This window comes from Bradyrhizobium sp. AZCC 2289 (assembly GCF_036924615.1).
Taxonomy (GTDB): domain Bacteria; phylum Pseudomonadota; class Alphaproteobacteria; order Rhizobiales; family Xanthobacteraceae; genus Bradyrhizobium.
Genome location: NZ_JAZHRY010000001.1, coordinates 8,372,756 through 8,386,575 on the forward strand (window position 1 = coordinate 8,372,756; position 13,820 = coordinate 8,386,575).

General features: G+C 57.8%; 7 protein-coding genes. 2 read left to right on the forward strand and 5 right to left on the reverse strand.

Annotated features, from left to right (window positions below; translation table 11 throughout):
* The first annotated feature begins 303 nt into the window (after positions 1 to 303).
* A complete protein-coding gene (locus tag V1289_RS39335) occupies positions 304 to 942 on the forward strand; it encodes a class I SAM-dependent methyltransferase (protein ID WP_334404413.1) in 639 nt (212 codons plus the stop codon).
* Positions 943 to 1,096: 154 nt separating this feature from the next.
* On the opposite strand, the gene V1289_RS39340 is transcribed toward V1289_RS39335, so the two are convergent.
* The 3 genes from V1289_RS39340 to V1289_RS39350 all read right to left on the reverse strand — a co-directional run bounded on the left by V1289_RS39340 (position 1,097) and on the right by V1289_RS39350 (position 8,053).
* On the reverse strand, positions 1,097 to 3,682 hold the full coding sequence (locus V1289_RS39340) for an MASE1 domain-containing protein (protein WP_334404415.1): 2,586 nt from the start codon (positions 3,680 to 3,682) through the stop codon (positions 1,097 to 1,099).
* 498 nt (positions 3,683 to 4,180) lie between these two features.
* Positions 4,181 to 6,481 carry a PAS domain-containing sensor histidine kinase gene (locus V1289_RS39345; RefSeq protein ID WP_334404417.1) on the reverse strand — a complete coding sequence of 767 codons (2,301 nt, stop codon included), beginning with the start codon at positions 6,479 to 6,481 and terminating at the stop codon, positions 4,181 to 4,183.
* 192 nt (positions 6,482 to 6,673) lie between these two features.
* Entirely contained in the window at positions 6,674 to 8,053 is a 1,380-nt protein-coding gene (locus tag V1289_RS39350) for a cation-efflux pump (protein WP_334404419.1), read from the reverse strand.
* A 1,090-nt stretch (positions 8,054 to 9,143) separates the two neighbouring features.
* Between V1289_RS39350 and V1289_RS39355 the strand changes: the two genes are divergently transcribed.
* Positions 9,144 to 11,129 (forward strand): ATP-binding protein, encoded by a 1,986-nt coding sequence (locus tag V1289_RS39355; protein ID WP_334404421.1) that lies wholly within the window; start codon positions 9,144 to 9,146, stop codon positions 11,127 to 11,129.
* Positions 11,130 to 11,589: 460 nt separating this feature from the next.
* Here the strand turns inward: V1289_RS39355 and V1289_RS39360 are convergent, their stop codons facing one another.
* Together V1289_RS39360 and V1289_RS39365 are read right to left on the reverse strand one after the other, a co-directional pair.
* The gene (locus tag V1289_RS39360) at positions 11,590 to 11,820 is read right to left on the reverse strand and encodes an IS1096 element passenger TnpR family protein (protein WP_334404423.1); all 231 of its coding nucleotides are present in this window, start codon (positions 11,818 to 11,820) and stop codon (positions 11,590 to 11,592) included.
* A gap of 42 nt (positions 11,821 to 11,862) precedes the next feature.
* Positions 11,863 to 13,440, reverse strand: coding sequence for a caspase family protein (locus tag V1289_RS39365; protein WP_334404425.1), 1,578 nt, complete (start codon positions 13,438 to 13,440; stop codon positions 11,863 to 11,865).
* Between the last annotated feature and the right edge of the window lie 380 nt (positions 13,441 to 13,820).

Consider the following 13,820-nt stretch of genomic DNA (forward strand, 5'->3'; position numbering starts at 1 on the left):
GACGCGTCCGACAAGGCCGACCTCTCGGTCCGCAAGCTCGAAGGTGTCCAATTCGGTGTGATAGCGAGGCCAGCCCTCAAATCTCCTGGCCTTTCCCGTCCTGCGAAGACTGCCCACAAGATCGCCGTCCGGGCCCAATATGCAGACCGCGGGCACATCGGTCGTTGGGATATTCTTTTGCTGTCTCGCCTCACGCAAAGCGCGGCAGGTTCAAACACCGAGGGGAAGTGGTATGCTTGTCGCTGAGTATCGGAGGCGTGGCCATTCCAGCATTCCCTGTGATCGCGGGTCGGAGAAAAGCTTATGAACGATGCGAGCCGAAAGGCCCATTGGGATAATGTCTACCGCACGAAGGCGGAGAACGAGGTCAGTTGGTTTCAGGAGAGCCCCGCACCCTCGCTCGAATTGATCGACCTTGCCAGGCCTGCGCCTGCCGCCGCCGTCGTGGACATCGGCGGGGGAGCGTCACATCTCGTTGATGCGCTGATCGACCGCGGCTTCATCAATGTGACCGTATTGGATCTGTCGGAAGCGGCGCTTGACGCTGCCAGGACCCGGCTCGGTGACAGGGCGACGAGGGCGCGGTGGATCGCAGCAGATGTCACAGAATGGCACCCGACACAGCTTTTCGATATCTGGCATGACCGCGCAGCCTTCCATTTCCTCACCACAGCGGCCGATCAAACCGCTTATGTCGAGCGGCTTGAGAAGGCCGTCAGGCCGGGCGGCCATGTCATCATCGGCACGTTCGCGATGAATGGGCCCGAGCGTTGCAGCGGCTTGCCGATCGTCCGTCATGACGCCGCGAGCCTCGGCAAGGTGCTGGGAGGTGATTTCGAATTGCTTCACACCCGCCTCCACGATCATGCGACCCCATGGGCCGCCATTCAGCATTTTCAGTTCTCGCTGTTCCGGAGGCTGATCGAGGGCGTGAACCCATAATTCGGAGTGGTCGGCGGACGTCCGCTATGGTGGGCACGCCGGACTCAAGTCGGACATCGCGAGAGGTTCGAAAAGCGCCAAAACCGGACTCATGCACTGTAACAAAAGAAGCCTGTTCGATTACTGCGTCGGTACAGCCGCCGGCCACGGTCGATCAACTTCTGCGCAAAGCGCTAGCCGTGCTTGACGTTGGCGGCACGCCGGATGGTTTCAATAATCTCAGAGGCGTAATATCATGGATAAAATCTCTTAGCGCCTCGGTATCGAACGGCTTACGCAGTACCCTTACATTTGGGGGAGCTGCGTTTGCCGCATCGCTGTAACCGGTCGTAAGGACCACCGGCAAATTGGGATACCGCGAACGGATTTCTCTCGTAAGTCCGACACCGTCGATGGTCCCTGGCATGACGATATCGCTGAAGACGAGATCGATCTTCGTCCCGGCTTCCAGCAGTTTTAATGCCGCTTCGGCCGAATCTCGATAGATGGTCTCATAGCCCAAATGCTCGAACATCGAGGATGTTACTTCCGCCACATCAGCGCTGTCGTCGACAACGAGGACCGTCTGCCGTTGCGAATGCTGTGTTCTTGTTTTAGCAGCGGAGGCCTCTTTGCTGGTGATTTGCTCGTCCGCACAAGACGGTAAATAGACCGTAATCGTTGTTCCTTTTCCGACCTCGCTGTTTGCCGTCACCGTTCCACCGGCCTGGTGCGCAAAACCATATACCTGCGACAAACCGAGCCCGGTTCCTTTGCCGACCTCTTTGGTTGTGAAAAAAGGATCGAACATCTTGGACAGAAGATTTGGCGGAATACCAGTGCCCGTATCGCTAAACGTTATCGCAAGGAAGGCGCCGATCTCCTGATTTGCGGTCACCTCGTTGACGGATAGCGTGAACGTGCCGCCGTTAGGCATTGCGTCGCGGGCATTGACGGCGATATTGACAATCGCAAGTTCCAGTTCGGCGAGGTCCACTTTAACCGGCCAAACCCCGTCACCAATATTTTCGTTGTACACAATGTTCCCGCGCAGCGAGCTTTCAATCATGGTCCGCATGTTCTTTATGGAAGCATTCAAATCGACGACCGTCGGGCTAAGATGCTGATGACGAGAGAATGTCAATAATTGGCGTGTGAGACTTTCTCCGCGCTTGGCCGCGGTCTGTATGGCTTCGATTGCTTTTGGCAGTTTCGGATCAAGTAGGCGTGCAAAGATCTGAGCGCTACCTCCAATGATCATCAATAGATTGTTGAAGTCGTGCGCAATCCCGCCAGTCAGTTTGCCGATTGCCTCCATTTTCTGCGACATCGCAAGCTGTTCGCGTGCCTGGACCAGTTTCTCCTCCGCGTCGCGTCGCTCGGTTGCATCCCGGAGGATATTGATAAAGCCGGCCAGATTTCCAGCGTCATCACGGTTCGACGAGACCGAGCCGGTGATGAAAAACGGCGTGCCATTTTTTCTGATGCGCCAACCCTCAACTTCGTGCTTGCCTCTTTGGATTGCCAATTCCAGTGCGCGGGTTGGTGCGCCCGCGCGGCGCTCGTCCGGTCGATAAAATATTCCAAAATGCTTGCCGATAATTTCGTCCGCGGTGTAGCCCATGATGTTTTGTGCGGCGCTATTCCAGCTTGCAACGTGCCCTTCTTTGTCGAGCGCAAAAATTGCATAGTCGACAACGCCTTCGATTAAAGTTTGGAAGTGGCGTTTGACGCTGTTGAGCACCAAAGTTTTCCGTTCAATCTGACGGTTCAATTGGTTCTGCACAGAAAGCAAATGGGCTTCGGTGTTTTGGCGTGTCGAAATTGCTGCAGCCAACGCGAGAGGCGGCGCTGTTACGCTGATCGAAAGCACGAGCAACGATAACAGGGCTCCATTCAGATCCGTTTTTGGAAATGGATCGCTACCCACCGAGAAACCCCACACGGCGATTCCGAAGAAAATGAGCGCGGCTGAGGCGACGTTGCGTTGATTACCGCGCAAACCAGCCCACATCAACGGTAGTAAAACCAGAAAGCCAAGAAGACTCCGATACGGCAGCGGCACGTTGAGGTCATCGCTGATGAGGTTACTGCCGATGAGCGGGCTGTAAGCAACGATCCCGATGACGCTCACGAGAACAGAGACTGCGACGGATTCCAGCAGCTTCCATTCGGAAAAACCGCGCAAAGGCATCGTCGCCCAGAGCACGACGACCGGAGCAATAACCAAGGTCCCGGCCGCGTCTGCAAGCCACCAGGTTAACCAGGTGACGACAGAATCGGAAAAACCGGGTGTGTTGGCGGGAATGAATCCCGCCAGGGCGACGGTTGAACTAATTATCGTGGTCGGCGCAAAGGAAATGATTGCAAACTTTGCGACATTAGAGGGGGTATCAAACGTCTGGTGACCGTTCGACCAGCGACCAATCAGCCATGCCCCGGCAGACGCAGCGAGGAGAGTACCGATCCCGACTGAGCCCAACTCCAGGAGCGATCGGCCGGCCATGAGGTAAGGCGAGAGAGAGCCCACTAAAATCGCGGGCCAAATCCGATAGCCGCGCAGCAGGACCAGCGCGAGCGCGAAGCCGGTTGGTGGCCACAACGGCGTCCCGGCCGGATTAATCGCGGGTAGCAACAGCGCGGACCCGGCAAGGCCAATGTAACTCGCGGCGAGTATCAAAAGTTCGACCAAGTAGGTCGCAGTACTCCGGGCGCTGCCAAACGCGGAAATCCTGACTTTACCGAACCTTGCCCGTTCCATCACAAATCCTTTGCGGTGGGGGACCTCGCTCCAAGGTGACAGTCTACAGGTTCAATGGCGTGTCTTGAAAGGGGACAAACCCGGCAGCAAGCTGTTCACCGGTCTTGCTCCGAGCGCAGTAATTCTACGATGGAGCCACGAAATATTCACTATTAAGCCAATTTCCGGAACCAAGTTCCGTCGTCCTGTTGGATACCCATTAGGGGCACGACATGAACTTTTTTAGTGCTCGCAAGCTGATCGGCGAGGAGACTAAGGAAGAGCTCAAGTGCATTCGCTGCGGTGATCGGCCCACCATCGTTCAGGTAATGCTTGACCCGCGCACGGGCAAAACCCTTCGCATGTACGAATGCCGGTGCGGTGAGCGCATTTGGGACGATTAAGGCCGCCGCCGCCTGCGACCCGGTCGATCGAGGCTCTCTACCAAGCCGAAGCCGATTGGATGGCGAGCAGCGAGTACGATTGGAGCTGCGGTGGATTGAGCGCAAACGCGCCACATCAAGTGGCTACCTGAACCTTTTCCTTCGCCTTTCGCCCATCGCGCGGCAGCGTGATGCGAACGACGGTGCCGGTGCCGAGTTTCGAGCGCAGCCGCATCGTGCCGCCGTGCAGATTGGTCAGCGACCTCGCAATCGCCAGCCCCAGTCCCGAGCCCTGGTAGGTCTTGGTGAGCTGGCTCTCGACCTGCTCGAACGGCTTGCCCAGCCGCCGCAGCGAATCCGGGGCGATCCCGATGCCGGTGTCGGCGATGACAAGCACGATTGAATCGCTCAAAACCTGGCTGCGGACGATGACCTTGCCGTCGTCGGGGGTGAACTTCACGGCATTGGACAACAGATTGACGATGATCTGCTTGACGGCGCGGCGATCGGCCACCACGGAAATCGCGCTTTCGAAATCCGCGTCCAGCGTCAGATGCTTGTCCTCGGCGCGTCCGGACACCACGCGCAGCGATTCCGCCAGTATCTTCGGCAGATCCAGCGGCTCCATGTCGAGCTTCATGCGGCCGGCTTCGATCTTCGACATGTCGAGGATGTCGTTGATGACTTCGAGCAGATATTTGCCGCTGGTGAGGATGTCGTGGCAGTATTCCTGATACTTGTCGGAACCGAGCGTTCCGAACATGCCGCTTCCCATGATTTCGGAGAATCCGATGATGGCGTTGAGCGGCGTGCGCAATTCGTGGCTCATATTGGCCAGGAATTTCGATTTGGAATGGTTGGCTTCCTCGGCGCGGTTCTTCTCCTGCGAGTATTTTTCGGCAAGGTCGGCAAGCTCGGCCTGCGAACGCTTCAGGTCGAGCACGTTGGCGCGCAGGCGCAAATCGTTGTCGACGAGCTTCTGCTCGTGCTCCTTGATGCGGGTGATGTCGGTGCCGACCGAAACATAGCCGCCATCCTTGGTGCGGCGCTCGCTGATATGCAGCCAGCTGCCGTCGTCGAGCTGCGCCTCGAACGTGCGCGCTCCCGGCGCCTGTGCGCCGGTCTCCTGCAGCCGGGTGCGGACCTCCGGCATGCTGCCGACCTCGATCACGGTCTCATAGGAGGTGCCCGGCGTGACCGCCGAGTCCGGAAGCTTGTGCAGGCGCTGGAAGTGCGAGTTGCAGAGCACGAGGCGGTCTTCGGCGTCCCACAGCACGAAGGCTTCGGGAATGGTCTCGATCGCGTCGCGCAGCCGCAGATCGGCCTCCACCGTCTTCTCCGCGAGGCTCTTCTGCTCGGTGATGTCGACGGCGATGCCGATCAGGTGCAGGCCGTTATCGGCGGCGGCCTGGCTGAGTTCGCAGCGGACGCGCAGCCAGATCCAGTGGCCCTCGGTGTGCTGCATGCGGAAGGTCTGGTCGATGTGGTGGATCTGGCCGGAGATCAGCTGGTCGGCGATCTCGAACAGGTCGATGTCGTCGGATTTCACCAGCGCGTTGACCTCGCCGAAGGTGAGCAGGTCGTTACGGGAGTCCAGCCCCAGCATGGTGAACATCGACGCCGACCAGAATATCCGGCCGCGCGACAGATCCCAGTCCCACAAGCCGCAGCGTCCGCGGTTGAGCGCGGTATCGATCCGGCCGCGCACCGCGTCATTGATGAGATCGCCCTCGCGGGCACGGGTCGATTGCCAGTGGAAGGCAAAGCCGAGGATCAGCACGACGAAGCCGGTGGTCGCGGAGAGCGTCACCGAAAGCGCAGCATCGGAGCCCCACAGCGGTTCGATTTTTTCCTGGATGACGATGACCTGGCCGGGCAGCGATTTGACCAGCCGCGAAATGGCCATCGCGCCGTTGCCGTTGGGCAGGATCATGTCGCTGACGGTGCCCTGCTGGCCGGGCGCGGCGAGCAGCTGCGCGGTGCTGATGACGTCGAGGATGCGGTCGCCGTCGCCGAGGCTCTCGACGGGGACGCGGGCCAGAACGCGATGGTCCGCGCCGGTGATGATGACATGACGCCCGGCGGCGAAGCCCCACGGTGGAATGAGATCGGGCAGCAACGCCTGCAGGCGCTCGATGCTCGTCACGCGATCCTGCCGGACCGAGGCGACGCGGTCGAGGCGCTCGGCCAGCATGTCGGAGAGCGCCGAGAGGTTGAGCTTCATCGCGGCGCGTTTTTGCCGGCTCTGGTCGATCACCTGCACGAAGGCGCCGAGACAGATGGTGATCAGGAAGGCGATGATGAGGGTAGGTACCGCCCGGCGGAGCGCAGGCTCCGCGGTCAGCAGCCTGTGATAGGCAGGTTTCGCGATCGATTGCGCCAATCCCTTGATCGAATCGGATTGGACGCACGCGTTCGCCGCATGCGCGCGCGCCATGCCCTAAACCCCCACAATATTCATTTTGCACAATGTCCGGAAGGAGCCCCACGCCGCTTCCGAATCAAGGCGATTTGAATCCAGTTTTCCGGAGCTGTCGAGAGTCAACGATTCGTTAATGCGAAATAAATCTTGTCCAACGGGGAATCGGGACTCCATGCGTGAGTCCGAAACGGGAACGGGTCCGTAATTTTACGCGTGCGGCGGTTCGGCGTGACTGATCACGCGCTTGATGGAGGGAAACGCGCGGCGCAACGCGCGCTCGATCTCGTCGACTTTCTCGTGGACCTTGATGACGCTCATCGAGGGCGCGGCGCGGCAATGGAAGTTGACGATTTCGCCGGCGTCGGTGTTGCGCACCCGCACATTATGGATGTCGTGGATGGCGCCGTCGGCGGCAAAGCGCGACAGCGCGGCCTTGACGGCCTCGACGCGCCCGGGCGCGGCGTCGGTGCCGTGCGGCAGTTCCGGCTCCAGCGGCTCGATGTGGGTGTCGACCTCGACGTCCTCGCCAAAATCCTCGCGGATGCTCCGCTCCAGTTCGTGCGCGATGGCGTGGGCGGCCGTCAGCGCCATCTCGCCGTCGACTTCGAGGTCGATGCCGACAATGAGCTTGTCGCCGAGATTGTGCACGGTGACGTGGTGAATGGCGAGACCCGAATTGCGGGCGATCACCATGATGCGCTCGCGCACGCTCTCATTGTCGCGCGCGACCGGCACCGCGGTGAAGGTGAGGTCGGCGTCGCCGAGCGCCCTGGTCACGGCATCCTGCGCCGTCCGCTTGATCTGCTCGACGCGGTCGATCGGGTAGGTCCGCGGCACTTTTGCGATGGCGTCGATGAAATGGGTCGGCCCGACCATGCGCACGCGCAGCCGCTCGACGCCGACCACGCCGGGCACCGAGCGGATCGCCGCGGTGGCTTTCTCCGCGGCACCTTCCGGCGCGCGATCGAGCAGGGTTTCAATGGTGGATCGCCCCAGCCGCAATCCCAGGACCGATATCATCACCGCAACCGCGATCGCAGCCGCGGCGTCACCCCAGACGTGGCCCAGCCCCGAAAGCGCGAGACCGATGATGACGGCGATCGAACCCAGCACGTCGGAGGCAAAATGCAGCGCGTCGGCGGCCAGCGCCTGGCTTTTGGTGTCGCGCGCGGCGCGATGCAGCGCCCGCGCCCGCCAGAAATTGACGGCGATGTCGATCAGCAGCACCACGAACGGGATCGCCGACAGCGTCGGCGGCGGCGCGCCTTCGGTCAGGCGGCTCCAGGATTCGACCAGGATGCCGCCGGCGAGCACGTACAGCATCGCAATGACGCCGAGCGCGGACAGGCTCTCGATCTTGCCGTGGCCGTAATGATGTTCGTCGTCCGCGGGGCGGTCGGACACCCGCACCACCAGCCAGGTGATGACGGTCGCGACCACGTCGACCGACGAGTGCAGCGCCTCCGAGATCAGCGCCAGGCTGCCGATGAGGATTCCGACCACGAATTTCGCCGCGGCCATGCCGGCGCTGGCGAAGATCGAAATCGCGGCGACGTTCGATTTGGTGCTGTGGTCGTGTGCGTTCATGGGCGGCGGTTTAGCAGCCCATCGGTTAACATCAAGCGGCCATCCACAACCCTAGTCGCTACTCGCTTGCAGAAGCAGGTTTGTTGCGAATTGTTCCGAGTTAAGGGGCCGAGCGCTTCAGGTAAGGGGGCCGTCGTTGCGAGCGAAGCGAAGCAATCCATTGTCACCTCCATACCGAAAGATGGATTGCTTCGGCGGAGCCTGTCATCGGGCGCGCATTCGCGCGACCCGTTGGCTCGCAATGACGTGGCTTCCACTGAATACAACTCCGCAATCTCGCGGCGCGATGCGCCCGAGCTTTTCCAAAATCATTCGCCCAAAAAGTAAGAGGGCGCAGGGAATGCCGGGTGCTTGCTGCACCCGCGGTCTCGTGTGCAAAAATGTGCGAAAAACGCACACGAGCATACAGGTACAGTCGGAGCAGTCCGGCATTCCCCGCGCAATGGTTTTACGGCTTATACCGTGCTCTCCCCGGCGACGAATTCGTCTTGTCACCGTCGCTGACGGATTGAAGGATTGTCAAAACCCGGTTGGGTCGACGCCCCTCCGTCAGCTTGACACCAGCAACGGGTGCCAGGACCACACGGTTTTGCCGTACGCAGCACCGCCAGTCGTCTGCACGCTCTGTTCGCTCACGGACCAAAGCCCGCCCTGCGAACACGACCACGCGCCCGACGCTGCCGCGTCCACCGCATCCCGCCCCAACGTTCGTGACGATGGCCAACGCCCCTCTACCGGGACGGGATGGCGGGAGTTATGCCGCTGATTTGGGGGGAGATGGGAAGAGGAATATTTTTGTTGGAGGGACTGGACAGGGCAAATCACGTTGATCTGGTTGAATAAATTAGCCTGAACGCGCAGGGCGATTGCTAGCAGATTTGACCGGAGCGGATGCTCGACGGGTGGCGGGCTTTAAGACCGTTCTCGTCTACTGCGTCGGCCCGCCCGTTGGCGACTCCCGCGTTGCTGGCATTCGTCGACCGTGAAGTTAGACGACAAGGGCGTAAGCGATTAGCGCGTCGCACGTATTGAACCACAACTGAGGGGTGTTGTAGGGTGCCTTCAATATTTTAAGTCTTTGGGCGGGGCAATGGACAAACTGGTAACCGACACGCTGTTGAAGCCGGACATGTTAGCCGTGTTGTCGCGCACCCATTTGCAGGCGACCCTTCACGGCTTCCTCTTGCCGATCTTCGAATCCATCTCGAATGCTATGCACGGCATTGAAGAGGCTTTCGTAGACACTTCCACCGCAGAGCGGCAGGGGGTCATTACAGTCAAATTCAGGGATTGGACCAATCCAAACAAGATTGTCATTTCCGTCTCTGACAACGGGGCCGGACTCACCGAAGACAACTATCGCTCATTTAAGACGCCATTCAGCGGCCACAAATTGCGTCAGAAGGGTCGCGGCTTCGGCCGCTTCATCGCATTCAAAGTCTTCGCGAGAGTCATGTATCACAGCCGCTTTTCGTTCTTCGGACAAAGCGACGTTCGGTCGTTTCGATTTGATATCACGCAGAAGGAAGAATTCATTCTTCTAGACGATCAACCCGGCTTCGACGGCGCCGGTCTTGCCGTCACGTATGACCAACCTCTCACAAATTGGCACGACCTGATTGCAACCTTGAATGCCGACGAAATAGCGGGTGAAATCGGGGCGCACTTCCTGCCCTATTTCCTGTACCGCTGGCTACCGCAAATCGTAATCCAGTTTGATAACGACAAGCCTATCGATATTCGCAGCCGCTTTCAGGGCATGTTTAAGCAGTTTGCGCAGGGTACAATCGTTTGCGAAATTGACGGTGCGCCCGAAGAACTCTCATATTCGCTCGCGAAATTGCCGCGCACGCAGCAATTCAAGAATCACTGCCTACTGTTGTCCGCCGCCGACCGCATAGTTGGCTCGCCGCGCGATCTAACTAATAAGCTTGGTCAACCATTCTTCGTCGGCGAGGATAACGAGCGCTATGTCGTGATCGCCGTTGTGCGCGGGGAAGCATTCGAAAGCCGCCTAAACGACTCGCGCACCGGGATAAACCTGAGCCCCCGCACCGTCGAGGACGTTGTATCGCGCATTAGCGACGTGATCCAACTCGAAGAGCACGCGCAAATTGACAAGATTAAAACCGATCAATCAGTGGAATTGGTAGAAGCGCTTCGCGAAAACCCCATTCTGAAGTTGGGGCTGAGAGGAAAGACGGTCACGGACTATGTCGCCGCCAAGCCTAACAATTGGAAGCCGGAACAGTTCATATCTGATCTAGCAATCGAGCGTTACCGCGCAACCGCCGATCTAACCAAGCAAATCGTTGCTGCCTCAGCCGACGCGGACAATTACGAGGCCACAATCAAGCAAATTGTTGCCAAGATCGACGCGAGCAAAAAGGAATCCCTCGCCGAATACGTCATACACCGGAAGCATATCATCGCCTTGGTGGAAGCCGCTCGGCGCTTTCAGGGCGATGGTAAGCACGCGCCAGAAGACGCTATACACGAATTGGTGTTCCGTCGATTCTCAGATAGTGCCAGCGTTGACTACTTCGAACATAATCTGTGGCTGATAGACGATGCGTTGGCGTTCTTGCCCTACGTCTCTAGCGACCGCACTCTGCACGGCGGCCGTCGCAAAAAGGGCGATAAAGTTTCTGATTTGCTTTTCTTCGATGACAGTATGATTTTGGGAGACAACGACGGGACCACTTTGACCATCGTTGAATTCAAGCGACCGAGTCGTGACGATTACGTGTTTGGCGTCGAGAAAAGCGACCCGGTCCTTCAAGTAATTAACACACTAGACAAGGCTACCGCCGAAGGCGGCATCGCCAAAACAGATGGAACATACTTTTCATTCGCGAACATCGTTCGAAGATTCGCGTTCGTGATTGCTGACCTCACACCTTCGTTGGTCAATGTTCTTTACAAGCACGATTTTCAAAATGGCTGGAACCCGAAAGTTTTCGTTCGCTATCGAGACCGGGACGCCATCTTCATTCAGGTGTTCGGATTCGACACCCTGGTCGAGAACGCAAAGAAGCGTAACCAAGCCTTCTTCAAAGTGCTCCTAGGTGAATAGGCCTGCTGGCAACTAGGGTGACAGTGCATTTAACTTACCCAGCAGTTTTGTGCACCGTCACCGTAACATCGTCAAATCTGGCATCTGAAACTGGCGCAATTACCTGACTGGTATCGTGCAAAGGCCGGGTACACCGTTCGCGACTAGGCCGATCTTACCGAAGCCAGAATCGTGTTTGAAGTCGATGATAACGTCGATTGCTGCGGACGCATCTAGACCATTCCGGTAAAGCACGCCCGGAGCGCTGCGGGTCGCATCGTTTGTGCCACCGACGAACAGCACGCCGTTACGCAGCGACGCTATGGCGTTGCCTTCAAAGTTACAATCCGCCACGACGGGATACATATCTGAGGTTGGTAGGCCAGCCGTCGCGGCCGTTGTGCCCGCCAGCGCGTAGGGCGGATTAGCCGAAGGCGTAATCCGCCACTGCATTCGAAATAAGATGGCGGATTACGCTGCGCTAATCCGCCCTACGAGCTGGCATTACGGTGACAGTGCGCCGTAATACCTGTTCGTCAACGGAAAATTCCCAAAGATGATAGTCGAGCCAGCCCATGGTAGCCTGGATAACCTTGTGGAGGGCGGCAAAGCTCATCGAGTTGCGCACCGCAACGCGCCGCCAAATCAATGGTTCGATGTACTTGATCTCAATGCGTAGGGTAGCGATGGCGTCTGCAGGGGAGGCGGTCATTCAGTCAATCTCGGCCCTTCGCATCAACAGAAAATCATTGAACTACATCTGGCCGCCGTTTCGTACGCAGGCTTCAATTCTCGAAAAGCCAACGTTTTTGTGTTTGCTGCCCATAAGCCTGTGCCCCTCGGCGCTACATTTCGCGTAAAGCGCTTGCGTAGACCGACTTGAATCTCGTGCGCTTGGGGGATCAGGTTTGCGCTCGTCAGACGGGAGTGAAATCACGGTAGTTTTCTTTCTCGCCGCGCGAGTGCTTTCGTCCAGATCACTGGGACGTTTCCCTGACGCCTCGTGATCTGGAGGAACTAACTGCCAAATTGGGCTGAATTTAATTGAGTCGCTCTTCGACTTTTTGTCGGGATCGGTGAGCCGCATCGTCATTGCATTAGCTCCACTGAGCTTAACCTCCACGGGGTATTTCCCAGAATTGAATCGGAGCACGTTGTCAGAAATCTTCCCCGCAAAATTTACGTAGCCAGCAGGTGCGGCGTTATCCCAAGAACCGTTAGCTGGAGTCCCGTAAACATAATATCCTAGGACCAGACCATCAGACAGGGCCTCGGTCAGAATCAGCATTTTCTGACGCCCTTCCCCCTTATCAACCTTACCTGCCCAAATGCCCACGAACCGTCGAAAAGATACAGGAACATCGACTTTGGTGTTGCCGATTGCGAATGCGGGCATCGTCAGCTTCAGCTTAGATCCCATCGCCGCTACGCGTTGGGCATCGTCTGGCGTAAATCGATTTGGTTCTCCGCCCGCGACCGGATCTTGTCTTTGTTTGTTAGGACCTTGTTCGACCTGGGGCAGTGCATTCGTCGTCGTCGATGCAATGACGCTCGTTGGCGACGCAGGAGGTTTCAGGTAAATCGCTTCTTTCGAAAGCGAGCCGTAAACGAATGGTTGCTGCTCGCGCTTGGTAGCCAACATGACCTCATCACGAACGTTCCGAAACAGAAACGATATTTCAAGACCCGGCGTTTCGATGTTCCGAAGCAGTGCCGTGGTGAATGGGCTATTTCGCCCATCCCCATCGTTGGCCGTAGTGCCGTCGCGGGCTGCGTAAGCTACCAAGACATTGTCTGTGGGTTCGGTCGGGGCTAAGCCGCGAGTTACAGCCCGCGTACGAAGCGAACGCTGCATCTTGGCTGCAAAAGGATTATTGCGGCATGCATCAAGAATAACGAGGCCAAGCTGGCGCGCCTTCGATACCTGGAGGTTAATCGACCTCAGACTGACAGCTTCGCTCTCGACGTCGGCATCGCTGCGTAACTCAGCATCCACCGGAATAAGCCAATTCTCGCCGCCTGCTTCCATGCCGTGTCCGGCATAGAACACGACTGCCATCTCCGACCCTTCGGTCGTGCGACCAAAATCGACTATCGCCTTTCGCATTTCGGCGGCGCTTGCGTTGCTTAGTCGGGTCACCCTGAAATTCAATCTTTCCAGGGCGCGACCAATATCGGTTGCATCCCGTGGAGGGTTAGGGAGTGTAGGCACCTTTTGATAGACACCGTTGCCAATCACCAACGCGACACGGTCGGCGGCGGATGCAGGAGCTGCCCCGTTCAGAGCCAAAAGCAATAAAAAGCTCACAAAAAAGAAATGGAAACGAGCCACAGAAATACCCCGGATTTAGCGTTGCCAAACATTCAAAAACCGTTCGGTTTGAGAAACGTAGCCGAGATTGAGGCCAACATCCCAACGTCTCCCCCATCAACTTGCATCGTCAGCGACTCTAAATCGCAGCTACCGCTGAAGGACGTGACCAATATCACATTGTTGATTTCAACAAAATCGTCATCTGGACTCGATTCCCTTGACGAAATTCTTCGTCTTGAGCGCGGAAATGATGGTCTGCATCATTATCCTTCTCTGCACGGGCATTACGGTGACAGTGCACTCAATTGCCACGGGACGAGCCGTTCCGCCTATATATCACCATCGCAAATCGCAATTGATGGGCACCGCTCCAAGGTAGCGCGAGGATTTTACTCGGC